Origin of the sequence: Malikia sp. (genome assembly GCF_028687635.1) — a bacterium.
GTDB lineage: Bacteria > Pseudomonadota > Gammaproteobacteria > Burkholderiales > Burkholderiaceae_C > Malikia.
Window position 1 is genome coordinate 15,980 of sequence record NZ_JAQTZS010000027.1, and the last position, 26,356, is coordinate 42,335.

A 26,356-nucleotide genomic window follows, 5' to 3' on the forward strand; every position below is an offset into this window, starting at 1 on the left:
CATGGCACCCTACGAAATGGTTCCCGCCCGTCCGGCGCCCCTGCGTCCCGGCGGTGCCCGGGGCTGGCTGCGACGCGAGCTGTTCGGCAGCTGGAGCGGCGGCCTGACCACGCTGTTGTTGCTGGCCGCCCTGTGCGGGTTCCTGCCGCAGATGGCTGACTGGGCGCTGCGGCAGGCGGTCTGGTCCGCCGATGCCGAGGCCTGCCAGGCGGCGCGCGGCGCGGGTGCCTGCTGGGGCGTCATCACCGAGAAGCACCGCCTGATCCTGTTCGGGCGCTATCCACTCGATGCGCAATGGCGCCCGCTGCTGGCCAGCGCCCTGCTGCTGGCCCTGGTGGTCGCCAGCGGCCTGCGGCGTTGCTGGAACCGCTGGCTGCTGCTGGCCTGGGTCGCGGTCTGGCTGGCCTTCCTTGCGCTGATGGGCGGCGGTGTGGCCGGCTGGGCCACGGTGCCGACCGAACGCTGGGGCGGCTTGCCGCTGACGCTGCTGCTGACCACCCTGTCCATCTTGCTGGCCTGTCCACTGGCGGTGCTGCTGGCCCTGGGCCGACGCTCCCGCCTGCCGGCGCTGCGCGTGCTGTGCGCCTCGTATATCGAGCTGGTGCGGGGCGTGCCGCTGATCTCGGTGCTGTTCATGGCCAGCTTCCTGTTCCCGCTGTTCCTGCCGCCCGGTGCGACGCCGGACGTGCTGCTGCGCGTGCTGCTGGGCATCGCGCTGTTTGCCGCCGCCTACCTGGCCGAGACCGTGCGCGCCGGCCTGCAGTCGGTGCCGCGCGGGCAGATCGAGGCCGCCTCCAGCATCGGCCTGGGCTGGTGGCAGACCCAGCGCCTGGTGGTGCTGCCGCAGGCGCTGGGCGCCGTGGTGCCGGGCCTGATGAACAGCTTCATCTCCATCTTCAAGGACAGCTCGCTGATCACGATCGTGAGCCTGTACGAGCTGACCGGCTCGCTGGGCCTGGCGCTCAGCGGCGACCCGGTCTGGCGGCCCTACATGATCGAAGGCTATCTGTTCATCACCGCGATCTACTTCGTGGTCTGTGCCGCCATGTCGCATTACAGCCTCTGGGTCGAGCAGCGGCAGGCCCGCGGCCGCGCCCGTTAACCCTTCACGCCCGCCCCATGCCCGACCCCATCATCCGCTTCGAGCGACTCAACAAATGGTTCGGCCCGGATTTCCACGTGCTGCGCGACATCACGCTCGAGGTTGCGCGCGCTGAACGGCTGGTGGTCTGCGGTCCCTCGGGTTCGGGCAAGTCGACGCTGATCCGCTGCATCAACGCGCTCGAACCGTTCCAGGAGGGCAGCCTGTCGGTCAACGGCGTGGCACTGGACATCGAGGGCCGCGAGGACGAGCGCGCGGTGCAGCAGGTGCGCCGCAGCGTCGGCATGGTGTTCCAGCAGTTCAACCTGTTCCCGCACCTGAGCGTGCTCGACAACCTGACGCTGGCGCCACGCCATGTCGGGCGCGTGCCCCGGCGCGAGGCCGAGGCACTGGCGCTGGCGCAGCTCGAACGGGTCCATATCGCCGAGCAGGCACACAAGTTCCCGCTGCAGCTCTCGGGCGGGCAGCAGCAGCGGGTGGCGATCGCGCGCGCGCTGTGCCTGGAGCCGCAGATCCTGCTGTTCGACGAGCCGACCTCGGCGCTCGACCCCGAGATGGTGCACGAGGTGCTCGACGTCATGACCGAGCTGGCCGGACAGGGCATCACCATGGTCTGCGTCACGCACGAGATGGACTTTGCCCGCTCGGTGGCCGACCGCGTGCTGTTCATGGACCAGGGCCAGATCGTGGAACAGGCTGCGCCCGAGGCCTTTTTTGCGCGACCGGAGTCGGCGCGGGCGCGGGATTTCCTCGCCAAGCTGATCGCGCATTGAGCGCAAGAAGGCCCGCCCAGGCATGACGCCTGGGCGGGCCTCTGACCCTTCACGGTCCGTCAGCGCCGGCCGTTGCTCAACCGCTGGATCACCGCGATGAAGCGGTCCACTTCCTCGCAGCTGTTGTAGAACGCCAGCGAGGGGCGCACCGTGGTCTCGACGCCGAAGCGGCGCAGGATGGGCTGGGCGCAGTGGTGACCCGTGCGCACCGCGATGCCCTCCTCGTTCAGCGCTTTCCCGACCTCCTCGGTGCTGTAGCCCTTGAGCACGAAGGACAGCACGCTGGCCTTGTCCTTGGCGGTGCCGATCAGCCGCACGCCCGGAATCGGCTTGAGCTGATGCGTCGCGTAGTCGAGCAGGTCATGCTCGTAGCGCGCGATGCGCTCGATCCCGATCCGCTGCACATAGTCCAGCGCCGCGCCCAGGCCCACCGCGTCGGCGATGTTGCCGGTACCGGCCTCGAACTTGTTCGGGGCCGGCTGGTACAGCGTGCGCTCGAAGGTGACGTCGGCGATCATGTTGCCGCCGCCCTGCCAGGGTGGCATGTCCTCGAGCAGCTCGCGCTTGCCGTAGACCACCCCGATGCCGGTCGGGCCGAAGATCTTGTGCCCGGAGAACACGAAGAAATCGGCATCGAGTTGCCGCAGGTTGACCCGCATGTGGCTGACCGACTGCGCCCCATCGACCAGCGCCTTGGCGCCAGCGGCATGCGCCAGCGCCACGATCTCCTGCACCGGCACCACGGTGCCGAGCGCGTTGGAGACCTGCGTCACCGACACGAGCTTGGTGCGCGGGTTCAGCAGCTTCTTGTACTCGTCGAGCAGCAGCTGGCCGTTGTCGTCGACCGGGATCACGCGGATCTTGGCGCCCTTTTGCGCCGCCAGCTGCTGCCAGGGCACGATGTTGGCGTGGTGCTCCAGGTGGGAGACGATGATCTCGTCGCCTGCGCCGATGTTGGCCGCGCCCCAGGTCTTGGCCACCAGGTTGATCGCCTCGGTCGTGCCGCGCACGAAGATCACCTCGTCCACCGAACCGGCACCGATGAAGGCGCGCACCTTCTCGCGCGCGGCCTCGTAGGCGTCGGTCGCGCGCGCGGCCAGGGCATGGGCGGCACGGTGGATGTTGGAGTTCTCGTGCTGGTAGAAGTAGGCGATGCGGTCGATCACCGACTGCGGCTTGTGCGTCGTCGCGGCGTTGTCGAACCAGACCAGCGGCTTGCCGTTGACCCGCTCCCGCAGGATCGGGAAGTCGCGCCGGATGACGTTGACATCGAACGGCGGACGGCGGGCGTCATGCGACCGCGGCGGATTCGCGAAGCCTTGCGGCTGGGACCCGATGAAGTAGAACGGGCTGCCCGCTGCCGCAGCGGTCGGCGCCGAATAGGCGTTCGATTCACCCAGGAAATAGTACGGCGAGGAGAGGCCGGCAGGCGGCTGGGCACCGAAAGGCGACACCGGAGCCTCGTGACTGCGCGGCGAGGACGCCACATGGCCTTCGGGCACCGCCAGCGAGAGCTGTCCCAGTCGGCTGTCGAGCGCGGGGGGCACGATCGCCGCATGGTCCGGCAAGCCATTGGGCGCCGCCGAATGCGGCACCAGCGCCGGCACCGACGACACCTGGTTGGCGGCGCTGTTCGGGCTGGTCGGCACCACATTGGCGCCGGGCGCGATCGTGCCCGGCAACTGCGGGCCATTGGCGTGCGGTCCCAGCGAGGTTCCGCCCGGCAGCGGGTTGACCGGAGCCGACACGCCGCCATGCGAGGTCGTCAGCGGAGCCTGCCCCGGCAGCGCGGCGAAGAAGGCGCCGGCCAGACGGGTCAGCTCGCCGACGTCCAGCGGCGAGGCACCAGCCCCCGGCAGTTCACTTGTAGCTGTCGGGGTAGTCATGGAACTTGCCAATCTCAACATCATCCAGCACGGCCAGCGCATCGGGGCTCTGCACCGCCAGCGAGCAGTACAGGCTGATCAGGTAGGAGGAAATCGCCTGGCGGTTGATGCCCATGAAGCGCACCGACAGGCCCGGGCTCTGTTCGCCCGCCAGACCCGGCTGGTACAGGCCCACCACGCCCTGACGCTTCTCGCCCACGCGCAGCAGCAGGATCTTGGTCTTGCCATCGGCCACCGGCACCTTGTCGGACGGGATCAGCGGGATGCCGCGCCAGGTCAGGAACTGCGAACCGAACAGGCTCACCGTCGGCGGCGGCACGCCACGGCGGGTGCATTCGCGGCCGAAGGCGGCGATCGCCAGCGGGTGCGTCAGGAAGAAGGCGGGTTCCTTCCAGACCTTGGTCAGCAGCTCGTCGAGGTCGTCCGGCGTCGGGGCGCCGGTCAGCGGGTAGATGATCTGGCTCTCGTCGACGCTGGCCAGCAGGCCGTAGTCCGGGTTGTTGATCAGCTCGGATTCCTGGCGTTCCTTGATCGTCTCGATCGTCAGGCGCAGCTGTTCCTTGATCTGGTCGTGCGGGCTGCTGTAGAGGTCGGAGACCCGGGTGTGCACGTCCAGCACGGTCGAGACCGCGTTGAGGAAATACTCGCGCGGCTGGTCCTCGTAGTCGACGAAGGTCTGCGGCAGCTCGGACTCATCGCGCTTGGCGCAGGCCACCAGCACGTCTTCCGGGTTCTTGACCCGGTTCAGGCGGTAGATGCCGGCTTCGACCGGCTGCCACTGCAGCAGGTGGGTCAGCCAGCGCGGCGTGATGGTGGACAGGACCGGGACGGTCTTGGTGGCATTGGCCAGTTGCCTTGCGGCGTTGTCGCCCAGCGCGAGCTGGGACTTCGAGGGTTCCGACATGGAGACTCCAGACAGGGTTGATGAAAACAGGGGGGTGAAAGAAATGGGGTAGGCAATGGCGGACCGAAGCGGGTCACCTCAGGCATCCAGCAGTTCGCCGTTCTCGCGCGTGTGCGCCTGGCTGATGTGGCTGCCCGGCGCCACGCTGTGCGTGAGCCAGACATTGCCGCCGATGGTCGATCCCTGGCCGACCGTGACCTGGCCCAGGATGGTCGCTCCCGCGTAGATGACCACGTCATCCTCCACCCGCGGGTGGCGCGGCAGGCCCTTCTTGAGCTGGCCATCGCCGTCGGTCGGGAAACTCTTGGCGCCCAGCGTCACCGCCTGGTACAGGCGCACGTTGCGGCCGATGACGGCGGTCTCGCCGATCACCACGCCGGTGCCGTGATCGATGAAGAAGCCGGGACCGATGGCCGCGCCCGGGTGGATGTCGATGCCGGTCTGGCCATGCGCGATCTCGGCGATCATCCGGGCCAGCAGCGACGCGCCCAGCAGGTAGAGCACATGCGCGATCCGGTGGTAGGTCACGGCCAGCACGCCGGGATAGCACAGCAGCACCTCGTCGACGCTGTGCGCGGCCGGGTCGCCCCGATAGGCCGCCAGCACGTCGCTGTCGAGCAGGCGCCGGATGACGGGCAGCTCGACCGCAAACGCCTGCACGATCTGGTGCGAGCGCAGCTCGATTTCATGCGGGGACAGGTGTGCGTAGCGCAGGGTATGACCGAGTTCGAGCTTGACCTGCGGCAGCAAGGCATTGAGCGCCTGGTCGAGCGTGTAGCCGATGTAGAAATCCTCCGACCGCTGGCGCAGATCGGGCGGACCCAGACGCATCGGAAACAGGATGCCGCGCAGCTGCCGCAGGATCTCGGCGAGCACCTCGCTCGACGGCAGTTCGCGGCCACCGGGCTCGCGCGTGCGGTGTTGCGAGCGGCGCCAATCCTCGCGCGCCAGGCGCAGTCCGGCGACGACCTCCGCGATCTTGAAGGCCGGTTGCAAATCGTTGTGACTCATGGCACCCTCAGTCCTGCAGCCAGGGCAGCCCGTGGAAACGCCAGCCGTCCTGCGTGCCGCGCCGCTGATCGGCATCGCGGTCGCCCTCGAAGCCTTCAAGCACATTGAACACGTTCTTGAAGCCGGCCTTGACTGCCGCCTCGGCCGCCAGACCGGAGCGCTTGCCGCTGCGACACAGCAGCAGCAACACGGCATCCTTGGATAACTTGGCTTCCAGCTCGCGCACGAAACGCGGGTTGCGCGTCAGGCTGGTGCCGGTCGCCCAGGCCACATGGACGCTGCCCGGGACATGACCGACGAACTTGCGCTCCTCGCCGCTGCGCACATCGACCAGTTGCGCCTGGCCACTGGAAAACAACTCCCAGGCCTGCTGCGGTGTCACGCCGCCGGCATAAGCCAGGTCTGCCGCGCCGGACTGATGGCGTGCTGATGCCAGCGCGGCAGGCAACTCCTGGGTGGGGATATCGGTGCTCATGGTGGGACTCCTTGGTGCTGACTCAGGACCTCACTGTAGAGAACCGAGCACCAAATCCCAACCAATGTTTTCAAGCTTTCAAAGCAGGAAAACGAATATGCAAGCCCGCATGCCTCACGAATTCCAGCATGCCTTCAGCACCGCCCCGATGCCTCATGGGCAGCTTGAAAAATCAGAAGATGGAAATCGAATCGCTCATGGTGTTCCACGGCGGATTCGTCGAGCTGTTCTGGTAGGAGAACGACCCATTCTGCTTCCCGTCCAGCTTCCAGTACCTGCGAAAACCCACCACGGTTTGACCGGCCGAACAAGACAGCACATAAGCGCTGCCATTCCAGCAGATTCTCTGGGTGAGGTGATTGGCCGCGATCGGCAGGACGCCGCCGTTGAAACGCGCCACCCGCACGTGGCCATAGCCGAGTTCGTCGGTCACGACGCGCAACTGCGCTCCACCGTGATCTTGGGCCGTTGTAGTCTGCGCTGCCCCAATGGCTTCCCAGCCGATCTGGCTGGAGCCGATGTTGCTGATCTGGAGATAGCTCAGGGCCGGCGCGGAACCTGCCGCCACATAGGCTCCGCTGGCACCCGAACGGCTGGCGCTGCCGGGGACGGGCAAGGTCGCCAGCTGGCGAACGTCGTTCACACTCGGCACCAGGCCGAAACGGATTTCGACCTGCCGTGCGGCGGCATCGGCGGCCTGAGCCAGTCCGGCCATCAGAGCCAGGACCGAAATGACTGTAGTCTTGATGAGATGCGGCATGGTGACGGTGGGGTGTGGCTGGTTACCTCGCAAAAATGTACCTCAACGCCCGGACAGCATGCCTCACGAATCCCCGAAAGCCTTGAGCACCTCGTCGCGCGTGAGCGTCGGCACGAAGGTCTCGATGAAACCGAAGGCAAAACCCGGCAACCAGAGGTTGCGCCGCATCCCCAGCCGCGTGAGGTTGATCTGGAACAGATGGCCGGCGTCGATCGCGTGCAGATGGCGGTCGCGTTCCTCGTCGATCGCGATCGAGGCGACGATGCCCACCCCCATCTCAAGCTCGACATAGGTCTTGATGACGTCGGCGTCCATCGCGGTCAGCACCACGTCGGGCTGCAGTCCGGCCGCCGCGAAGGCCGCATCGATATGCGAGCGGCCGGTGTAGCCCAGCTCGTAGGTGATGATGGGGTAGGCCGCCAGGTCCTGCAGCGTGAGCTCACGCTCGAGTGCCAGCAGTGGATGGCCCGGCGGCAGCACGATGCTGTGGCTCCAGCGGTAGCAGGGCAAGGTGACCAGCTGGTCGTAACCCGCCAGCGCCTCGGTGGCGATGCCGATGTCGGCCTCGCCCGACAGCAGCATCTCGGCCACCTGCTTGGGGGAACCCTGGTGCAGGTGCAGGCTCACGCGCGGCCAGCGCTGGCGGAAATCCCTGACCACATGCGGCAGCGCGTAGCGGGCCTGCGAGTGGGTGGCCGCGATCGACAGCTTGCCCTCCTCTCGGCCCTGCAGCTCCTGGCCGGCGCGCCGCAGGCTGTCGGCATCGAGCAGCACCCGCTCGACGATCGGCAGCAAGGCCTTGCCGGCCGAGGTCAGCCCGAGCAGGCGCTTGCCCGAACGCTCGAACAACTCGACGCCCAGCTCCTCTTCGAGCTCGCGCACCTGGCGGCTGACGCCCGGCTGGGAGGTGTGCAGCGTGGCGGCGACCTCGGTCAGGTTGAAGCCGCAACGCACCGCCTCGCGCACCGAGCGCAGTTGCTGGAAGTTCATTACAGCTTGGCCAGCGAGACTTCGGTCGACTTGACCAGCGCGACCACCTCGGAGCCGATCTTGAGATCGAGCGAATCGACCGAGCGGGTCGTGATGACCGAGGTCACGATGCCCCAGGGCGTCTCGACATCGATTTCCGAGACGACGTCGCCACGGATGATCTCCTTGACCTTGCCCTTGAACTGGTTGCGCACGTTGATGGCTTGGATGGACATGATTTTTTTCCTTGGTTACTTCTTGGTGTAGATCTGATCGAAACTCGCGCCGTCGGCGAAATGGTCCTTGCTCGCCTTGCTCCAGCCACCGAAGGCCTGATCGATGCTGAACAGGTTCAGCTTGGGGAACTGCTTGGCGTACTTGGCCTGCGCCTTGGCCGAGATCGGACGGTAGAAGTTCCTGCCCGCGATGTCCTGGCCCTCGTCGCTGTAGAGGTAGTCGAGATAGGCCTCGGCCACCTGGCGCGTGCCCTTCCTGTCGACGTTCTTGTCGACCACGGTCACGGCCGGCTCGGCCAGGATGCTGATCGAGGGGTAGACCACGTCGAACTTGGCGCCGAACTCCTTTTCGAGCAGGTAGGCCTCGTTCTCCCACGAGATGAAGACATCGCCCTGGTTGCGCTGCGCGAAGGTAATCGACGAGCCGCGCGCGCCGGTATCGAGCACCGGCACGTTCTCGTACAGCTTCCTGACGAAGTCGCGCGCCTGCGCCTCGCCACCATGCTTGCGCTTGGCGAACTCCCAGGCCGCCAGGTAGTTCCAGCGCGCGCCGCCCGAGGTCTTGGGATTCGGCGTGATGACCTTGATGCCGGGCTTGACCAGGTCATCCCAGTCCTTGATGCCCTTGGGATTGCCCTCGCGCACGACCAGGATGATGGTCGAGGTATAGGGCGAACTGTTGTGCTTGAGGCGCTTTTGCCAGTCCTGCGGGATCAGCTTGCCATTGTGGTACAGCGCATCGGTGTCGCCCGCCAGCGCCAGCGTGGCGACATCGGCATCGAGGCCGTCGATGATGCCGCGCGCCTGCTTGCCCGAGCCGCCATGCGACTGCTTGATCGTGACCTCCTGGCCGGTCCTGGTCTTCCAGTGCCTGGCGAAGGCGGCGTTGAACTCGACGTAGAGCTCGCGCGTCGGGTCATACGAGACGTTGAGCAGTTCGACCTTGTTCTGGGCCAGGGCCGGGCCCAGCGCGGCGGTGAGTGCGGTGGCGGAGATGGTCTGAAACAGCCAGCGGCGGCTTGCTTGCATGGTGGTCTTCCTTCGGATCGGGTTGCCTTGAACGTGATGATCCGTGGAATCCCTGCCAACAGGAACGAATAAAAACTCAGTTGTTAATTACCAATACAACTAAACAGCCATCCATTCAGCCGCACAACCAGACCGCCATGGCCGATGCACTCTGCGCGCAACGCCAGTGCTCATCGGCCCGCAGCTTCAGGCCCCGGCCCGGTTCCGCATCCAGTCCGCCGTGTTGAAAAAGCTTTTTTGCAGCTGGACGCGCAGCGCTCCGGGCACGCCGGTCTCGGCCATGGCCTGGTCCATGCAGGCCAGCCACTGGTCACGCTCCAGGATGCCGATGCTGAACGGCATGTGGCGCATCTTCAGGCGCGGATGGCCGAAACGGCTGACATAGTGGTCGGGACCACCCAGCCAGCCGCACAGGAACCAGCACAGCTTCTGGCGCGCATCGTCCAGCGCCGGACCGTGGCTGGCACGCAGCTCGCGGTAGCAGGGTTCGAGGTCCATCAGGTCGTAGAAGCGGTCAACCAGCGCCTGGACCGCGGGTTCGCCGCCGATCCACTCGAAAGCGCTCTCGTACTGTCGCACCGGCTGCTGGCCGGCCGTCTTGTCGTCTTGTTGCATGGCGGCGTTTATACCGCGACCGCCAAGCGCCTGCCGCGCAGCGGGATCAGTCGGCGGCGCGGCGCAGCGTCTGTGCCACCGGCGCGCGCAGCACGCCGCGCAGGCCCCACCAGCCGGCCGCCAGCGCCAGCAGCGCGCCCGACAGCGCGCCGGCCAGCGGCACCCAGGGACTCGGGTGCCAGGCCAGGCCGAAGACTTGACGCGCCAGCACCCAGCCGACCACCACCGCCACCCCGGACGCCAGCGTGCCGGCGAGCAGGCCGGCGCCCAGCAGTTCGGCGCGCTGGACCCGGCGCAGCAGGCTGGAGCGCGCCCCCAGCGCGCGCAGGATCGCGAACTCGCGCTCGCGCTCGCCGCGCGTGGCCGCGATCGCGGCGAACAGCACCACCAGTCCGGCCAGCAGCGTGAAGCCGAACAGCGCCTCGACCGCCCGGATCACCTGGCCCAGCACCTGCTGCACCTGGGCCAGGGTCTGGCTCAGATCGACCAGGGTCAGGTTGGGAAAGGCACGCAGCAGGGTCGCATCGAAACCGGGCCGATCCGGGGCGCGAAAGGCGCTGATGTAGCTCAGCGGCGCGCCGGGCAGGCGGCCGACCGGGTAGATGGCGAAGAAGTTGACCCGCATCGAACTCCAGTCGACCTGGCGCAAGCTGGTGATGACCGACTCGCGCGCCATGCCCGCGATGTCGAAACCCAGCCGGTCGCCCAGCTTGAGGCCCAGGGTCTCGGCCAAGCCGCTCTCGATGCTGATGCCGTCGGACTCGTTGGCTTGCCAGCGCCCCGCCACCACCCTGTTGTGCCCGGGTGCCTCGACGCTGTGCGAGAGGTTGAACTCGCGCTCGGCCAGGCGGCGGGCGCGTTCGTCCTGATAGTCCTGCGGATTGACGGGCCGGCCGTTGATCGTGACCAGGCGACCCCGGATCATCGGGTACCAGTCGTAGCGGCTCACGCCCTGTTGCTCCAGCGCCGCGCGGAAGGCCTGCTGCTGGTCGGGCTGGATGTTGATCACGAAGCGGTTGGGCGCATCGACCGGCGTGGCGGCGCGCCAGCTCGCGACCAGGTCGGTGCGCAGCAGCACCAGCAGCACCAGCGCGAGCAGCCCCACCGCGAGCGAGCTGACCTGCACCACCGCATAGCCCGGGCGCGCGGTCCATTGGCGCACCGCCAGGCTCAGCCAGGACGGTGCCCCACCCTGCCCCAGCAAGCGACGCAGCAGCCGCACGACCAGCCAGGCCAGCAGCGCGAACAACCCCAGCGCCAGCGCGAAGCCGCCGACCGCGATCGCGCCCAGCTTGAGATCGCGGCTGGCGGCCAGCAGCAGGCCAGCAAAACCCAGCGCCCCCAGGCCCAGCACCGCGAGCGAAAGCGGCTTCGGGTTGCCGAGCTCGCGCCGGATCACGCGCAGCGGCGGCACGCGCGACAGCTGCAGCACCGGCGGCAGGCCGAAGGCCAGCATCAGCGTCAGGCCCACGCCGAGGCCGAACCAGACCGGCCAGAGGCTGGGCGCGGGCATGGGCGTCTTGATCAGATCGGCCAGCAGCCAGACAAAGCCATGGTGCACCGCGTAACCGATCAACACCCCGAGTCCGCCCGCGATCAGCCCGGCCAGTCCGAAGGCCAGGCTGTAGGCGCGCGCCATCGCGGCCTGCGACAGCCCCAGCACGCGCAGCATGGCGCAGTCGTCGAGGTGGCGCAGGGCGTAGAGCCGGGCCGACATCGCGACCGCCACCGCGCTCAGCAGCGCCGCCAGCAGGGCGACCAGGTTGAGGAACTTCTCGGCCCGCTCCAGCGTCTGCTGCATCTCGGGCCGGCCGCTATCGAGCGACTCCAGACTGACGCCGCGCAGGCCGTCCTGTGTCAGCCTGGCCTCGACCCAGCGGCGAAAACGCTGCACGGCGGCGTCGTCGCCCACCAGCGCGAGCCGGTAGTCGATCCGGCTGGCCGGCTGGACCAGGCCGGTCGCGACCAGATCGGCCTGGTTCATCAGCACGCGCGGCGCGAAGCTCAGGAAACCGGCGCCCCGGTCGGGCTCCTGCAGCAGCAGGCCCGCGATGCGCAGGCTGGCGTCGCCCAGCAGCAGCGACTGACCCGGCTGCAGGCCCAGCACATCGAGCAGGCCGGACTCGACCCAGACCGAACCCGGCTCGGGCTGGGCCTGGGTGAGCTGGCCCGGCGCACCGATCTGATCAGCCACGCGCAGCTGGCCGCGCAGCGGGTAGCCCGCCGCCACCGCCTTGAGCGCGACCAGCCGGGTCGCGCCGCCGAGCGCGTCGGGCGCGCGCGCCATGGTCGGAAAACCCAGGTGAGCCGTGCTCTGCAGACCCAGGGCCTGCGCCTGCTGCAGGAAGGATGGCGGCAGCGGCTGGTCGCTGCGCACGACCAGGTCGCCGCCAAGCAGCTGGCGCGCGTCGCGTTGCAGTCCGCCCTGCAGCCGGTCGGCGAAGAAGCCGACCGCGGTCAGCGCCGCGACCGCGAGCGTCACGGCCAGCAGCAGCAGGGTCAGCTCGCCGGCGCGCCAGTCACGCCAGAGCGAGCGCAACCCGAGCGCCCAGATCGAAGGATTCAATTTGCGCATCATGCGGCCAGCTTACCGCAGCGGGGTCAGGCCTGCCGCAGACGGGACTACCAGCAGCGCCGGCCCGGCCTCACTGGCGCAGCACGTCGGCGCCGGCCGGCGGCTGGAAGGCGAAATGCCCGGGCTTGAAGCCGGACTGGGTGTCGAGCGCGCCGAACTGCATCACCGAGCGCTGGCCGAAGCTGTCGAGCATCTCCAGCGTCGCGAGCTGGCCCTGGCGAAAGCCCAGCCGGATCGACTGCAGCTGGCCGTCGCGGGCCTTGGGCGTCGCCAGCACCCACTGCTGGCCATCGGCGTCGGGCGCGTTGGCCAGCGTGAACAGGCCGGACAGGCCCTTGAGGTCGGACGCGGTCGCGATCAGCGCCGCCGGCGTGTTGCCGAGCACCTCCTGCTGGCGCCGCGCGGTGGCCTGGTTCAGGTCGGCGTCGTACAGCCACAGCGTCTGGCCGTCGGCCACGATCAGCTGCTCGAAGGGCTTGACGTAATGGAAGCGGAAGCGGCTGGGCCGCAGGAACTCGAAGCTGCCGCTGCTGGTCTTGCCGCGCGCGACGGCCTCGCCATCGCGCCGAGGCGGGGTCACGACCTGGGTGAAGCTGGCGCGGCCCTGGCGGGTCTGGCGCAGAAAGGACTCCAGGTCGGACAGGCCGTCGGCGCGGGCCGGCAGGGTCCAGGTCAGGACGCCAGCCAGCAGGGCCATCGGGGCCGTCAGGCGCAGCAGGGATTTGAGCAAGGGCATAGGATCTGTGAGCGGTGCGGCGCCAGCAGGTTCCGGGCAGGCCGCCGAAGTGATGTAAAGATGGGTAACGCCAGCCCGACTGCAAACGGCCGGATCAGTCGCCGCCGCGCGCCGCCACCAGGATGTCGCGCTGGCCGCTGCTGGTCAGCGCGCTGATCAGGCCGGCCTTTTCCATGTCCTCCAGCAGACGTGCCGAACGGTTATAGCCGATCTTGAGCTTGCGCTGCACATAGCTGATGCTGGCCTTGCGGTCCTGCAGCACCACCGCGACCGCCTGGTCGTAGAGCGGGTCCTTCTCGCCGTCGCTCCCCTCGCCATCGGCCGCGAAATCGCCGCCCTCGCCTTCCACGGCGCCACCGTCGAGGATGCCGTCGATGTAATCGGGCTCGCCCCCCTGCTCCCTGAGGAAGCTGACCACCCGGTGCACCTCGTCGTCGCTGACGAAGGCGCCGTGCACCCGGATCGGATAGCCGGTGCCGCTGGGCATGTAGAGCATGTCGCCCATGCCCAGCAGCGCCTCGGCGCCCATCTGGTCCAGGATGGTGCGGCTGTCGATCTTGCTGCTGACCTGGAACGAGATCCGGGTCGGGATGTTGGCCTTGATCAGGCCAGTGATCACGTCCACGCTCGGGCGCTGGGTGGCCAGGATCAGGTGGATGCCGGCGGCGCGCGCCTTCTGCGCCAGCCGCGCGATCAGCTCCTCGATCTTCTTGCCCACCACCATCATCAGGTCGGCCAGCTCGTCGATCACCACCACGATATGCGGCAGCCGTTCGAGCGGCTCCGGCGCCTCGGGCGTCAGGCTGAAGGGGTTCGGCATTGACTCGTCGCGCGCACGCGCCTCGTCGATCTTGGCGTTGTAGCCGGCCAGGTTGCGCACGCCGACCTTGCTCAACAGGCGGTAGCGCTTTTCCATCTCGGCCACGCACCAGTTCAGGCCGTTGGCGGCCTGCTTCATGTCGGTCACGACCGGACACAGCAGGTGCGGAATGCCCTCGTAGACGCTGAGTTCGAGCATCTTGGGGTCGATCAGCATCAGCCGCACGTCGCGCGCGTCGGCCTTGTAGAGCAGCGACAGGATCATCGCGTTGATGCCGACCGACTTGCCCGAGCCGGTGGTGCCGGCCACCAGGCAGTGCGGCATCTTGGCCAGGTCGGCCACCACCGACTGGCCCGCGATGTCCTTGCCCAGACCCATCGTCAACAGGCTCTTGGCGTCCTGGTAGACCTGCGAGCCCAGGATCTCGCTGAGCTTGATGGTCTGGCGCTTGGCGTTGGGCAGCTCCAGCGCCATCAGGTTCTTGCCGGGAATGGTCTCGATCACGCGGATCGACACCAGCGACAGCGAGCGCGCGAGGTCCTTGGCCAAGTTGACCACCTGCGAGCCCTTGACGCCAGTGGCCGGTTCGATCTCGTAGCGCGTGATCACCGGGCCCGGCTGCGCCGCGACCACGTTGACCTCGACCCCGAAATCGCTCAGCTTCTTCTCGATCAGACGGCTGGTCATCTCCAGCGTCTCGGGCGAGACCGTGGAGGACTGGTGCTGCGCCGGGTCGAGCAGATCGACCTGGGGCAGGCTGGAGTCGACCGGCTTGTGCGACGGAATGGCCTGGAGGTGCTGAGGCGGCTGGCGCTCCTGCGTCCCCCGGGCATCGAAGCGCGGCTCGCTGGGTGCCACCTCGGCAAGCGGCGATTTCGGCTCCGGCGGCAAGTCCGTCTTGTCCCGGGCCTGGATCCCGGGCACCAGCTGGGCCAGACGCGCGAGCTTGCCGGGTTTGATGACGGGCGCGGGCTCGGCCTCTTCAGCCCAGGGTTCGGGACCGATCTTGGGTTCGATCTTGGGTTCGGCCTTGCTGCTGGCACGCTGCGGGGGCTTCTCGTTCGATGGATAGTCGGCCTCCTCGCGCTCGCGCTGACGCGCTGCCTGCAGGCCGAGGCGCTGGTCATGACCGGCCGAGAGCCGCTGGCGCACTGCCTCGAAGCCGTTCTCAAGCCGCTCGCCGACCCGCTCGGCCAGCGCGGCCCAGGAGAAGCCGAACACCTGGGACGAGGCTGCCAGCCACAGCGGCAGGCCCAGCAGCACGGTCCCGGTCGTGCCCAGCCAGCGCTGGCCCCAGGCACCACACAGCGCGCCAAATGCACCGCCAGCGCCCGCCGGCAGCGCGGCGTCGAAGCGGTAGAGCCAGGCCCACTCCAGGGCGCAGCTCGTCGCCATCAGCAGCAAGAAGCCGGACCACAGGCCCAACTGGCGCCAGAGGCGCCGGGGCCAGCCAGCAGCGGGCGCGGACTCCGGGCGGCGCTGCGTGCTACCCCGCAGCGAGATGAACAAGGCCGCCAGCCAGGCCCGCAGCGCGGCCAGCACCAGCCACCAGGCCGACAGGCCGAACAGGGAATAGTTGAGGTCGGCCAACAGGGCGCCGAAGCGGCCACCCCAGTTGCGGGCGATGCTGGTCGTGCCCGAGGTCGACCAGGCCGGATCGGCCAGGTCGTGGCTGACCATGGCGACCAGCCAGAACAGCAATCCGATCGCCGCCAGCAACAGGGTGGAATCCTGGACGAAACGCACCACGCCGCCGGGCGCGCGCCCTTCACTGTCGGCGTTGAGGGTATTGAGTGAATATGTCATATATGCAAGTCCGCTAGCTTAACCCAGGGTTCACCGGGGCTGGGCAAGGAGACGGTGGCTTTTCTACAATAGCGCCTCCTATTAGAGAGCAACCAAATGAAACACGCGAAAGTCCTGATCCTCGGCTCCGGCCCGGCCGGCTACACCGCTGCCATCTACGCCGCGCGCGCCAACCTCAAGCCGCGGCTGATCACCGGCATGGCCCAGGGCGGCCAGCTCATGACCACGACCGAAGTCGACAACTGGCCGGCCGACGTCATGGGCGTGCAGGGCCCCGAGCTGATGCAGCGTTTCCAGCAGCACGCAGAACGCTTCAACACCGAGCTGGTGTTCGACCACATCAACGCGGTCGACCTGTCCAAGCGCCCGTTCGTGCTGACCGGCGACTCGAGCCAGTACAGCTGCGACGCGCTGATCCTAGCGACCGGCGCCTCCGCGCGCTACCTGGGCCTGCCGTCCGAGGAAGCCTTCATGGGCCGCGGCGTCAGCGCCTGCGCGACCTGCGACGGCTTCTTCTACCGTGGCCAGGAAGTCTGCGTGGTCGGGGGCGGCAACACCGCCGTCGAGGAAGCGCTCTACCTGTCCAACATCGCCAGCAAGGTCACGCTGGTGCATCGCCGCGACAGCTTCAAGGCCGAGGCCATCCTGATCGACAAGCTGATGGACAAGGTCAAGCACGGCAACATCGAGCTCAAGCTCCACAGCGTGCTCGACGAGGTGCTGGGCGATGCGTCGGGCGTGACCGGCGTGCGCCTCAAGAACGTCCAGAGCGGCGCGACCGAGGACCTCAAGCTGACCGGCTGCTTCATCGCGATCGGCCACAGCCCCAACACCGGCATCTTCGAAGGCCAGCTCGAAATGAAGGACGGCTACCTGCGCACCCAGGGCGGCCAGGACGGCTTCGCGACCCAGACCAGCGTGCCGGGCGTGTTCGCCGCCGGCGACGTGCAGGACAATGTCTACCGCCAGGCCATCACCAGCGCCGGCACCGGCTGCATGGCCGCGCTCGACGCGCAGCGCTTCCTGGAGCAGAACGCGGGCTGAGCCCGGCCCTCAGGTCAGCACATGGTCCTTGGTCGGCTGGTGCGGCGGAGGCAGCCGATCGGCATCATCGAGCTCGAGCAGGGTCCGCTCGATCGTGACGCACATCGCATCGAGCGCCAGATCGTTGGGCTCGGTGCCGAAAGGATCCTCCAGCTCGCTGGCGATCGCGTCCAGCGCCATGAAGGCGTAGGAGATGAAGACCGAGATCAGCGGGGTCAGCAGCCCGGCCGAATCGAGCAGGCTGAACGGCAGCAGCGTGCAGTAGACATAGACCGTGCGGTGCAGCAGCACGCTGTAGGCATAGGGAATCGGGGTGCTGGCCAGCCGCTCGCAACCGCCGTGGTAGGCGGTCAGCTCGTTCAGATTGGCGTCCATGGCCTGTACGCGAATGTCCGACAGCCGGCCCGCCGCGTGCTGCTCCTGAACCCACAGCCCCATCTCGCGCAGCAGCAGCACGCAAGGGTAGCTGGCCTTCGTCAGGCGCTGGACCAGGGCTGGCGGCAGCAGGCGCTCCAGGTCGGCCCGGGGCGGGGTCTGGCGCAACTGGTGCTTGAGCTGATAGGCAAAGGCGATCAGCAGGGCCGTGAACTCGCGCACGGCCGGGTCATCCGGCCGGCGCCCGGTCAGGGTCTGGGCCTGGCGCAGCAGCGAGCGCGCCGTCACCAGCAGCATGCCCCAGAGCTTGCGCGCCTCCCAAAAACGGTCATAGCTGGCGCTGTTGCGAAAACCCAGGAAGATCGCCAGCGCGATGCCGATCAGGCTGAACGGCGCCGTCGACAGGTGCAGCCCCCAGGCCGCGAACTGCGACATGCCCAGCACCGCCACCACGGCCATGCCGAAGTTCAGCAACAGCCGGAACAGGATCTTGTGCAACACCGAGCCATGCCAGACGAAGATGAGACGCAGCCAATGCTGCTTGGGACGAACGATCATGGGGTTGACGCAAAACGGATAAAGCGTGATGTTAGCGGAGCGAAACCGGGCGCAGAAAACCGGCATGCCAGCAGGCCAGCGCAGCGGGTATAATGCGCGGTTTGCTGGATCCTTCCCTGGTTCGCCAGGTGCTCGGCTCGGCAATATTCACCGCTCGCGAGCCGGAGCCGTCCACACAACACCAGATGAAGTGGCAGGCGGCACAACACAGGACACGGGCGAGGTGCGGCGTCAGCCGTTAATTTTTTCACTGGAGTGTCCATCATGGCACGCGTCTGCGAAATCACGGGCAAGAAGCCCATGGTCGGGAACAACGTTTCCCACGCCAACAACAAAACCAAGCGCCGGTTCCTGCCGAACCTGCAATCCCGTCGTTTCTGGGTCGAGAGCGAGAACCGTTGGGTTCGCCTGCGCGTCTCCGGCGCTGCCCTGCGCCTGATCGACAAGAACGGTATCGATGCTGTGCTCGCCGACCTGCGCGCACGTGGCCAAGCCTAATCACTGAAGGAGCTGAACCATGGCAACCAAAGGCGGACGCGAAAAGATCAAGCTGGAATCCACAGCCGGCACCGGTCACTTCTACACCACGGACAAGAACAAGAAGACCACTCCTGAAAAGCTGCTGATCAAGAAGTTCGATCCGAAAGCTCGCAAGCATGTCGACTACAAGGAAATCAAGCTGAAGTAATTCAGCCCCTTGTCCGAAAAAGCCGCCGGCACTCCGGCGGTTTTTTTTCGTCTGTCGCTTGGCAGGCCCCCGCCTAGGGATATCCCTAGTGAAAATCAGAACTTACAGCAGGCAAGCGCGCGTCGGACGTGAAAAAATCAGGGTTTACACGTAGCTCGTTCGTCCACACCCGATGCCCCAGATTGAATCCGCCCACGGCCTGGCCATCATCAACCGATGGATCCGCGCCTACGTCAAGCCCCAGGCCAGGCGGCTCTACCCGCACCGGGCCAAGGCGGGACTGCTGGCCCTGCTGGGGCTGACTGGACGGCGGCTGGCCTGGAACGCGGCTCGGCGCCGGCGCTTGGACAGCCCGACCGCCACACTGGAGTTGCCACCGGCCGGCATGGAGGCAAGCGAGGACCGCTTTCACGCACTGTTCGAGCAAACCCGGTACCCCGCGCTGCTGATGGAAGGCGAGCGCTTCATCGCGGCCAATCGCGCCTCGCTGGAGATGATGCGCGTGCAGCGGCTGGAGGACTTCCTGCAACTCACTCCGGCTGAGACATCACCGTCATGCCAGCCCGACGGCCGGCCATCGGCTGAAAAAGCCGCCGAGATGATCCGCCTGGCGCGCGAGCAAGGCGGCCATGAATTCGAATGGGAACACCTGCGCGTCGACGGCGAGACCTTCACGGCCAGCATTCAGCTGACTCCGATCCGGCACCGCGGACAGGACCTGCTCTACGTGCTGTGGCGCGACATCTCGGCACAGAAAAGGACCGAGCGCGAACTGGCCGTGGCGCGCGAAAGGACGATCAGGCTCGAACAGCAGCAGCGCCTGTCCGACCTGCTGGAGCAGGACATCGTCGGCGTGGCGCAGACCGACGCGAAAGGCTGCTACACCCTGGTCAACGACCGCTACTGCGCGCTCCTGAGGCGAGAGCGCGACAGCCTGCTGGGGCGCCCGGCGGCAGAAGCCACGCTTCCGGAAAACCGCGAATTCATCGAACAACTGCTTGACCGTTTGCAGCAGGAAAAGAGCTCCCTCGTCATCGAACAGCGTCTCCTGCGTGCCGACAGCCAGCCCTACTGGCTGCAGCTGGCAGTCACGGTGCACCGCAATACCGACAGCAGCGTCGAAAGCTACATGGTGCTGGCACTCGACATCACTGAGCGCAAGCAGCAGGAAAAGGCCTGGCGCCAGACCGCCGAGATCCTGACGGTGGCCGAGCGGGCGGCAGGCGCAGGGGCTTGGCGCTGGGACTATCTCCGTGACACGGCAGAATGGTCGCCCGAGATGTTCAGGCTGCTCGGCCTGGACCCGGCCCGGCATCCCGCGAACCACGAGTCCTGGCTGAGCGCCATCCATCCGGCAGACCGGGAAGCGGTGCTGGCTCGCCTGCGCCATATCCTGGAATCCGCTGACAGCTTCATGGATTCCTACCGCATCCTGCAGTCGGACGGCAAGATCATCTGGATCGATTGCCATGGCCAGGTCACGCGCGACGCGCAGGGCCGCGCCACCGAACTGGCGGGCGTCTGCATCGATGCGACCGCGCGCAAGCAGGCGGAGCAGCAAATCCTCCAGCTCAACGCCGAACTCGAGGCCAAGGTCGAGGCGCGCACCACCGAGCTGCTGGCCGCCAACGAGGAACTGCGCCAGCTGGCCCGCCACGATGCACTGACCGGCCTGCCGAATCGGCTGGCGGCCAATGAGCGCCGCCGCCTGGAATTCGTCGCGCTGCAGCGCAGCGGACAGCCCTACGCCGTGCTGCTGATCGACATCGACCACTTCAAGCGGGTCAACGACAGCTTCGGCCACGCCGTCGGCGACCGCGTGCTGCAGCAGATGGGACGGACCCTGGCGCAATCGCTGCGCGAGAGCGACTTCGTCGCGCGCTGGGGCGGCGAGGAATTCCTCGTGCTGCTGCCAGACAGCGGCCTCGATGCCGCGCGGCTGGTGGGCGAGAAGCTCAGGCAGGCGATCGAGTCCTGCCCCGACACCGATGCCGGCCTCATCACGATCAGCCTGGGCCTGGCGCTGGCAACCCCGATCACGCCCGACGAGGACACGCCGTTGCGCGAGGCCGACGCCTGCCTCTACGCCGCCAAGCGCGAAGGCCGCAACCGCCTGGTCGCGGCCAGCCCGGCCTGAACCCTGGTCCGAAGGCACCAGCGTCCCGTCCGGAACAGCCAGATTTGACATCTTCCTGCTTGACCCCATAGACTGCCAACATCACTCCCATTCCAGAGTGATGAAATCATCGAAACCCAATAGGGAGTCAACATGACAGAACAGGAAAAATCCGCCAACGTCAACGCATCGCAGTTTGGCGCCGGCAAGCTGCGCCCCGGCACGCTGCAGGTCACCGTGGGCCAGGAGATCACGCGTGCCTCGCTGCACGAGATCGTCGACACCATCGTGCACCTGCACGGCTGCGCGCCCTGTGGCCTCGGGGGCCTCGACATCCTGATCCGCCAGCAGGACCCGCTGCTGAGCGAGGCATTCAAGAAGATCCCGGCGGTCGCGGACGTCACGCTGCACCAATGAAGCGCGTGAAGGCACGCATCGGCACCAGCTACGAAGCCGCCGATCCGGCCTTCGTCGAGCGCATCCTGCCGCTGGTCGACTATGTCGAGCTGATCCCCGACACGCTGGCGGTCAGGGAGGGGCGGCGCACGCGGATCCCGGCTCGGACGCTGCGCCAGCTCGAAAGCATGGCCGAGCAGGCCACGCTCATCGTCCACGGCGTCGGGCTCTCGATCGGCTCGGCCGACGACTGGAACGAGGACTATTTCCAGCTGCTGGACCAGATCCTGGAGACGGTTCCCGTCGCCTGGCACAGCGAACACCTGGCCTTCACCCATGTGGACGGTCATTTCACCGGCACCATGCTGGCCTTGCCGCGCACGCGGGAAGCGCTGGACCTGGTGGCGCGGCGGACGCGGCGCATCCTGGCGCGCTACCCCCTGCCCTTCCTGCTCGAAAACACCGTCAACCTGCTGCCCGACCCGCCGGCCGAAATGAGCGAGGCCGCCTTCCTGAACCGGCTGGCGGTCGAGAGCGGCTGCGGGCTACTGCTCGACCTCTACAACCTGGAATGCAACGCGCACAACCAGGGCTACGCGGCGGCCGATTTCCTGGCAGAGCTCGACCTGAGCCGCGTGCGCGAGCTCCATCTGGCCGGCGGCACCGAGCATTCCGGCCTGATGCTCGACATCCACTCGCGGCGCACGCGCGACACTACGCGCCAGCTGCTGCCCGAGGTGCTGGCCCGCGCGCCCGCGGTCGAGGCCGTCATCTATGAGGTCATGCCCGAGGCGCTGCCAGTGCTCGGGCACCCGGCCTGGGCCGACGAAATCGAACAGCTCGAAACGCTGCTCGCCTGAACGCCATGGACCTCCAGACCTACCAACGCAGCCTGCGCCGGCTCGTCATTGGCGCAGCCGCCGAGCCCGATGACCCCACCTACGCGCAGAGCCTGACGGGATCGACCGGGCTGGCCGTCATGCGCGAGGTGATCGGCTTCTGGCGCGCGCACGCGCTGGAACGCTATTGCGTGCTGAGCTCGGCCTGGCTCAAGCGCCAGGGATGTTTCGATGCCAGCATCCAGCGCTTCATCGCCGGCGGCGAGTTCTCGCCCGACGTCGCCGAGGCCGGCCAGCAGTTCCTGCGCCACTTGAGCGGCGACCCCGACCCGGTGGTGCGGGCGCTGGCCCGCTTCGAGATCGCGCTGCACGAGACCCGCTACGACACCGCCGAAAGCCGGACAGTGAACTGGCCCTGCGACCCAGGGCCGGTGCTGGCCGCGATCCTTGACAGCGGCCGCATCGAGATGACGGGCGAACCGATACCGCACCGGGTGACGGTCAGCCGCGCGCTGCCAGGCGGCTACGCCTGCGAGCCGCTGCCGGCCGACTCCGGCTGAACAACAAGGTCACCAGCAGCAGCCTGGTCCCCGGCCAGGGACCAGGCCACCACAACCCGCCCGCAAGGCGATCGACGACAGGGAGAAACACATGAGCTACCACTTCAAGGGCCGCCTGAGCGGCCATATCTGCCCGGAATGCCCCGAGTTGCTGTCCGGCGTGCAGGTGCTCCTCTACCGCGTGGCGCGGACCGAGGTCACGGCGCTGGCGGTCGCCAGCCCCAAGGACAGCTTCGCGATCCTGTCCGAACAGGAGGTCGCGGCCAAGGCCGGACGCCTGATCGCCGAGGCCCGGACCGACGAGAAGGGCGACTTCAGCTTCGAGCTCGACGAGCGGCAGAAATACTCGGGCGAGCCGTTCGAGATCGACCTGCGCTGCGACACCGTGCGCGGCGCCGGGCCCAACGCGAAGCCGCTGCAGCTCACGCTCACGACGCTGCAGCCGCAATGGCGCCAGACCGAAGCCGGCTGGATCGCAGCCTGGGAATACGGCATCCCGCACCGGCACTGGTGCGCGGTGCGCGCGCGCTTCGACGCCTGGACGATCTGCGGGCGCGTCACCGTCTGCGACGGCGCGGGCCCGGTGATGGGCGTGCGCGTGCTGGCCTTCGACGCCGACTGGATCCAGGACGACCCGCTCGGCAGCGGCATGACCGATGCGTCGGGCGAGTTCCGCATCGACTACACCGGCAGCAGCTTCCGGCGCACGCCCTTCTCGCCCGCGATCAACCTGGAATGGAGCGGCGGCCCCGATCTCTACTTCCGCATCGAGGCCGCCGACGGCACGCCGCTGCTGATCGAGCCCAGAACCCTGGCGCGCACGCCGGCACGCGAGAACATCGGACATTGCCACTGCGTCAAGCTGTGCATCAAGGAAGCACCGCCGTCGCAGACACCGCCGACCCAGCCACTGTTCACCAATGTCGGGCAATACCATGTCGACCCGGTCTACGCCGACTTCAGCGCCGACGGCCTCACCACGGACGCCGGCTACGCCTTCACGGGCGATATCCCGCTGATCGGCATCCTGCCCGAGGCCACGTCCAGCCTGGCCGCCGATTACCGTTTCCGCATCGCCGAATACGACGCGACCGGCACCGTGCTGGGGGCCGCGTTCGACGTGACCCAGGCGATGGCGGAACCGACCATCATCGGCAAGCTCGAGTACTGGGCCTGGAGCAGCCTGCACGGCGCCTGGATGATCCGCGCTGCCGACTACTGGGTCAACCGGCCAGGCTCGACGGTCAGCATCGCGCAGCCCGTCGGGCCGGCGCTCTCGGTGGCGGTCAACCAGGCGATCGGCGCCGACGGCTGGATCACGGTGCCGCGCGACAATGACTTCGCGCCCGGGGGCAAGGGGCGTTTCGTGCCGATGGGCAATCTGCTGCAGCTCAGGACCACGGCGCTGAGCTCCGAGAGCCAGGATCTCACGCTGCCGGCACCGGGAACCGCGGCCGGACAAGGCGTGCCGGCGGGCCGCAAGTCGCGCGCGCACTGTTTCAAGATCTTCTTCGAGGCGCGCGACCATGTCACCCACGCCGCGCTGCCCGGCAGCAACGCGCTCGACAAGATCGTTTGCAGCAACACCCAGTACCGCTACCAGCGTCACCCGTCCTGGGCCGGCAGCATCGTCACCACGACCGCCGTGGTCTCGCTCGACATCGGCGAGCTCTCCAGCCCCGGTGCCGGTTGCGGCAAGCTGACCAACGAGCTGCACGCGCTCTACACGGTCTATCACCCCTTCGTCGCCAGCGCGCGGGTCTATTTCGAGGGCAACCCGCCGCTGCCGGCCGACCAGCCGCTCGTGCTGGCGGGGGGTGAAGCCGTCTCAGCGGCGGGCGGCCTGCTGATCGACATCTCGGGCCTGCCGCCCTGCGCCTATGTGCTGTGGCTGGAGGCGACGCTCAACCTCACCTCGGGCTGGGGCCGCATTGGCAACGCCACGACATGGGATCACATCGCCTTCTGCAAGGGCTGATCAGAGCAGGTTGGCCAGGAAGGCGCGAGTGCGCGGCTGCTGCGGCGCCCCGAACAGCTGCTGCGGCGTGCCGGCCTCGACCACCTGGCCGCCGTCCATGAAAACCACGCGACTGGCCACCTCGCGGGCAAAGCCCATCTCGTGCGTGACCACCACCATGGTCATGTGCTCCTCGGCCAGCGCGCGCATGGTGCGCAGCACCTCGCCGGTGAGCTCGGGGTCGAGCGCCGAGGTCGGCTCGTCGAACAGCAGGATGTCGGGCTGCATGGCCAGCGCACGCGCGATCGCGACCCGCTGCTTCTGGCCGCCCGACAGGCGCGACGGGTAGCTGTCGCGCTTGTCGAACAGGCCGACCTTGCGCAGCAGCTCCTCGGCCAGCGGCTGCACCGCCTCGCGGCTCAGGCCCTTGACCGTGACGGGCGCCTCGATCAGGTTCTGCAGCACGGTCAGGTGCGGGAACAGGTTGAAATGCTGGAACACCATGCCCATGCGGCCGCAGAGGCCGCGGATCTCGGCCTCGGGCAGGTAATGGCAATGGCCATGCGCATCGGTCGAGACCAGCGGACGGCCCTGGATCTCGATCGCGCCGCGCTCGATGGTCTCCAGATGGATCAGGCAGCGCAGCAGGGTGCTCTTGCCCGAGCCCGAAGGGCCGATGACGGCCACCACCTCGCCACGGGCGACCTCGAACGACACCCCGCGCAGCACGGTCAAGTCACCGAAGCGCTTGTGCAGGTCGATGGCACGGATGACGGCATGCTCAGTCATAGACGGCGACTTTCTTTTCCATGCGCTGGAAGAACCAGGTCAGCACCAGCGTCATCAACAGGTAGAAGGCGGCGGCAACCACGAAGGGCGAAGTGGTGAAATCACGCTGCACGATGCCGCGCGCCGCGCGCAACAGGTCGTTCATGGCCAGCACGTAGATCAGCGAGGTGTCCTTGATCAGGGTGATGGTCTCGTTGCTCATCGGCGGCAGGATGCGCTTGACCATCTGCGGCAACACGATGCGGCGCATGGTCTGGAGATGGGACAGCCCCAGCACCTTGGAGGCCTCGTACTGGCCACGGTCCACCGACTGGATGCCGGCCCGGAAGATCTCGGCGAAATAGGCGGCGTAGTTGAGCGTGAAGGCCAGGATCGCCGCCGGGAAATCCGGCAGCCGGATGCCGATCACCGGCACGAAAGGCAGCGCAAAGTAGATGAACAGCATCTGCAGCATCAGCGGCGTGCCGCGCATCAGCCAGACATAGCCGCTGACCAGCCGGCCCAGCCAGGCGCGGCGCGACAGACGCAACAGCGCCAGTCCCAGACCGAGCGGCACCGCCAGCAGCATGGTCAGCAGGAACACCTGCAAGGTAGTCAGCGTACCCTGCAGCAAGGGGGGAAGAATGTCGAGCAGATAGGACATCGGAGCAACAGCCCTGGAAATGAAAATCCGGCCTCGCCCAACCCGGGGTGGGTTGGCCCGAGGCCGGACAGGTAGGCTTGGGCCCTGGGGACCAGCCGCCTTACTTCTTGACGATGTCCTTGCCGAACCACTTGGTCGAGATGGTCGCGGCGGTGCCGTCGGCCTTCATCGCATCCATGGCGCCCTGCAGCTTGGCCAGCAGCGCGGTCTCGTCCTTTCGGGTGCCGACGCCATAGTCCTCGGTACCGAAATTCTCGTCCAGCACGCGGTACTCGCCCGGCTTCTTGGCGGTGTAGTAGCGGCCCACGACCTCGTCGACGACCAGCGCATCGAGGCGGCCTGCCGACAGATCCATCAGCGCCGTGACGTTGTCGCCGAACTTCTTGATTTCCTTGATCGCCTTGGCGGTGTCAGCATCCTTCTGGATCGCCTCGACCGCGCTGCTGCCATCCTGCACACCGACCACCTTGCCGGCCAGCTGGGCCTTGGCCGTGATGGGCGACTTGTCCGTCACGACGATGATCTGGTGGTTCTCCAGGTAAGGCGTGGTGAACAGGATGTTGGCCTTGCGCTCCTCGGTGATGGTCAGGCCGTTCCAGAGCACGTCGACGCGCTTGCCGTTGAGCTCGGCTTCCTTGGCGCTCCAGTCGATCGGCTTGAAGCTGACTTCGAGGCCGCTGCGCTTGCCGGCTTC

General features: G+C 67.4%; 26 protein-coding genes. 10 read left to right on the forward strand and 16 right to left on the reverse strand.

What is annotated here, in order from left to right; all coding sequences use genetic code 11:
• Window position 1 precedes the first annotated feature (1 nt).
• Window positions 2–1,102 (forward strand): amino acid ABC transporter permease, encoded by a 1,101-nt coding sequence (locus PHR85_RS12930; RefSeq protein WP_300054874.1) that lies wholly within the window; start codon window positions 2–4, stop codon window positions 1,100–1,102.
• A 17-nt stretch (window positions 1,103–1,119) separates the two neighbouring features.
• On the forward strand, window positions 1,120–1,875 hold the full coding sequence (locus PHR85_RS12935; protein ID WP_300054876.1) for an amino acid ABC transporter ATP-binding protein: 756 nt from the start codon (window positions 1,120–1,122) through the stop codon (window positions 1,873–1,875).
• Window positions 1,876–1,934: 59 nt separating this feature from the next.
• Here the strand turns inward: PHR85_RS12935 and PHR85_RS12940 are convergent, their stop codons facing one another.
• The 12 genes from PHR85_RS12940 to PHR85_RS12995 all read right to left on the reverse strand — a co-directional run bounded on the left by PHR85_RS12940 (window position 1,935) and on the right by PHR85_RS12995 (window position 15,697).
• Window positions 1,935–3,761, reverse strand: coding sequence for a family 2A encapsulin nanocompartment cargo protein cysteine desulfurase (locus PHR85_RS12940; RefSeq protein WP_300054878.1), 1,827 nt, complete (start codon window positions 3,759–3,761; stop codon window positions 1,935–1,937).
• Complete coding sequence (locus PHR85_RS12945) at window positions 3,736–4,665, reverse strand: family 2A encapsulin nanocompartment shell protein (RefSeq protein ID WP_300054880.1); 930 nt, start codon at window positions 4,663–4,665, stop codon at window positions 3,736–3,738. The genes PHR85_RS12940 and PHR85_RS12945 overlap by 26 nt, the downstream gene beginning before the upstream one ends.
• Before the next feature lie 78 nt (window positions 4,666–4,743).
• Complete coding sequence (gene epsC / locus PHR85_RS12950; RefSeq protein ID WP_300054882.1) at window positions 4,744–5,676, reverse strand: serine O-acetyltransferase EpsC; 933 nt, start codon at window positions 5,674–5,676, stop codon at window positions 4,744–4,746.
• 7 nt (window positions 5,677–5,683) lie between these two features.
• Window positions 5,684–6,151 carry a rhodanese-like domain-containing protein gene (locus PHR85_RS12955; RefSeq protein ID WP_300054884.1) on the reverse strand — a complete coding sequence of 156 codons (468 nt, stop codon included), beginning with the start codon at window positions 6,149–6,151 and terminating at the stop codon, window positions 5,684–5,686.
• A 172-nt stretch (window positions 6,152–6,323) separates the two neighbouring features.
• Window positions 6,324–6,911 carry a DUF4879 domain-containing protein gene (locus PHR85_RS12960; RefSeq protein WP_300054887.1) on the reverse strand — a complete coding sequence of 196 codons (588 nt, stop codon included), beginning with the start codon at window positions 6,909–6,911 and terminating at the stop codon, window positions 6,324–6,326.
• Between the two features lie 63 nt (window positions 6,912–6,974).
• Complete coding sequence (locus PHR85_RS12965) at window positions 6,975–7,901, reverse strand: CysB family HTH-type transcriptional regulator (RefSeq protein ID WP_300054890.1); 927 nt, start codon at window positions 7,899–7,901, stop codon at window positions 6,975–6,977.
• The gene (locus PHR85_RS12970) at window positions 7,901–8,116 is read right to left on the reverse strand and encodes a molybdopterin-binding protein (RefSeq protein ID WP_300054893.1); all 216 of its coding nucleotides are present in this window, start codon (window positions 8,114–8,116) and stop codon (window positions 7,901–7,903) included. The genes PHR85_RS12965 and PHR85_RS12970 overlap by 1 nt, the downstream gene beginning before the upstream one ends.
• 15 nt (window positions 8,117–8,131) lie before the next feature.
• A complete protein-coding gene (locus tag PHR85_RS12975; protein WP_300054895.1) occupies window positions 8,132–9,145 on the reverse strand; it encodes a sulfate ABC transporter substrate-binding protein in 1,014 nt (337 codons plus the stop codon).
• 186 nt (window positions 9,146–9,331) lie between these two features.
• On the reverse strand, window positions 9,332–9,760 hold the full coding sequence (locus PHR85_RS12980; RefSeq protein WP_300054898.1) for a group II truncated hemoglobin: 429 nt from the start codon (window positions 9,758–9,760) through the stop codon (window positions 9,332–9,334).
• Window positions 9,761–9,806: 46 nt separating this feature from the next.
• Complete coding sequence (locus PHR85_RS12985) at window positions 9,807–12,335, reverse strand: FtsX-like permease family protein (protein ID WP_300054934.1); 2,529 nt, start codon at window positions 12,333–12,335, stop codon at window positions 9,807–9,809.
• 70 nt (window positions 12,336–12,405) lie between these two features.
• Window positions 12,406–13,032, reverse strand: coding sequence for an outer membrane lipoprotein chaperone LolA (lolA, locus tag PHR85_RS12990; RefSeq protein ID WP_300054938.1), 627 nt, complete (start codon window positions 13,030–13,032; stop codon window positions 12,406–12,408).
• Between the two features lie 133 nt (window positions 13,033–13,165).
• Window positions 13,166–15,697: a DNA translocase FtsK gene (locus tag PHR85_RS12995; RefSeq protein WP_300054901.1), complete on the reverse strand. Its 2,532-nt coding sequence runs from the start codon at window positions 15,695–15,697 to the stop codon at window positions 13,166–13,168.
• Window positions 15,698–15,793: 96 nt separating this feature from the next.
• Between PHR85_RS12995 and trxB the strand changes: the two genes are divergently transcribed.
• Window positions 15,794–16,741, forward strand: a complete 948-nt coding sequence (gene trxB / locus PHR85_RS13000; protein WP_300054904.1) for a thioredoxin-disulfide reductase — start codon at window positions 15,794–15,796, stop codon at window positions 16,739–16,741.
• A gap of 9 nt (window positions 16,742–16,750) precedes the next feature.
• On the opposite strand, the gene PHR85_RS13005 is transcribed toward trxB, so the two are convergent.
• Window positions 16,751–17,674 (reverse strand): bestrophin family protein, encoded by a 924-nt coding sequence (locus PHR85_RS13005; protein WP_300054906.1) that lies wholly within the window; start codon window positions 17,672–17,674, stop codon window positions 16,751–16,753.
• Window positions 17,675–17,938: 264 nt separating this feature from the next.
• Between PHR85_RS13005 and rpmB the strand changes: the two genes are divergently transcribed.
• The 7 genes from rpmB (at window position 17,939) to PHR85_RS13040 (ending at window position 24,251) form a co-directional block, all read left to right on the forward strand.
• Window positions 17,939–18,172, forward strand: coding sequence for a 50S ribosomal protein L28 (rpmB, locus tag PHR85_RS13010; RefSeq protein ID WP_105728404.1), 234 nt, complete (start codon window positions 17,939–17,941; stop codon window positions 18,170–18,172).
• A gap of 19 nt (window positions 18,173–18,191) precedes the next feature.
• The gene (gene rpmG, locus PHR85_RS13015) at window positions 18,192–18,362 is read left to right on the forward strand and encodes a 50S ribosomal protein L33 (RefSeq protein ID WP_105728403.1); all 171 of its coding nucleotides are present in this window, start codon (window positions 18,192–18,194) and stop codon (window positions 18,360–18,362) included.
• Between the two features lie 172 nt (window positions 18,363–18,534).
• The gene (locus PHR85_RS13020; protein WP_300054912.1) at window positions 18,535–20,499 is read left to right on the forward strand and encodes a diguanylate cyclase; all 1,965 of its coding nucleotides are present in this window, start codon (window positions 18,535–18,537) and stop codon (window positions 20,497–20,499) included.
• 132 nt (window positions 20,500–20,631) lie between these two features.
• A complete protein-coding gene (locus PHR85_RS13025; RefSeq protein ID WP_300054915.1) occupies window positions 20,632–20,895 on the forward strand; it encodes a hypothetical protein in 264 nt (87 codons plus the stop codon).
• A 5-nt stretch (window positions 20,896–20,900) separates the two neighbouring features.
• Window positions 20,901–21,734, forward strand: coding sequence for a DUF692 family multinuclear iron-containing protein (locus PHR85_RS13030; RefSeq protein WP_300054918.1), 834 nt, complete (start codon window positions 20,901–20,903; stop codon window positions 21,732–21,734).
• A 5-nt stretch (window positions 21,735–21,739) separates the two neighbouring features.
• Window positions 21,740–22,273: a hypothetical protein gene (locus PHR85_RS13035; protein WP_300054921.1), complete on the forward strand. Its 534-nt coding sequence runs from the start codon at window positions 21,740–21,742 to the stop codon at window positions 22,271–22,273.
• Between the two features lie 91 nt (window positions 22,274–22,364).
• Window positions 22,365–24,251, forward strand: a complete 1,887-nt coding sequence (locus PHR85_RS13040) for a hypothetical protein (RefSeq protein WP_300054924.1) — start codon at window positions 22,365–22,367, stop codon at window positions 24,249–24,251.
• Here PHR85_RS13040 and PHR85_RS13045 read toward each other — a convergent pair whose 3' ends face one another.
• The 3 genes from PHR85_RS13045 to PHR85_RS13055 all read right to left on the reverse strand — a co-directional run.
• Window positions 24,252–25,019 (reverse strand): amino acid ABC transporter ATP-binding protein, encoded by a 768-nt coding sequence (locus PHR85_RS13045; protein ID WP_300054926.1) that lies wholly within the window; start codon window positions 25,017–25,019, stop codon window positions 24,252–24,254.
• Window positions 25,012–25,662: an amino acid ABC transporter permease gene (locus PHR85_RS13050; protein ID WP_300054928.1), complete on the reverse strand. Its 651-nt coding sequence runs from the start codon at window positions 25,660–25,662 to the stop codon at window positions 25,012–25,014. The genes PHR85_RS13045 and PHR85_RS13050 overlap by 8 nt, the downstream gene beginning before the upstream one ends.
• Before the next feature lie 100 nt (window positions 25,663–25,762).
• A partial coding sequence (locus tag PHR85_RS13055) for an amino acid ABC transporter substrate-binding protein (RefSeq protein ID WP_300054931.1) occupies window positions 25,763–26,356 on the reverse strand: 594 nt, incomplete at its 5' end.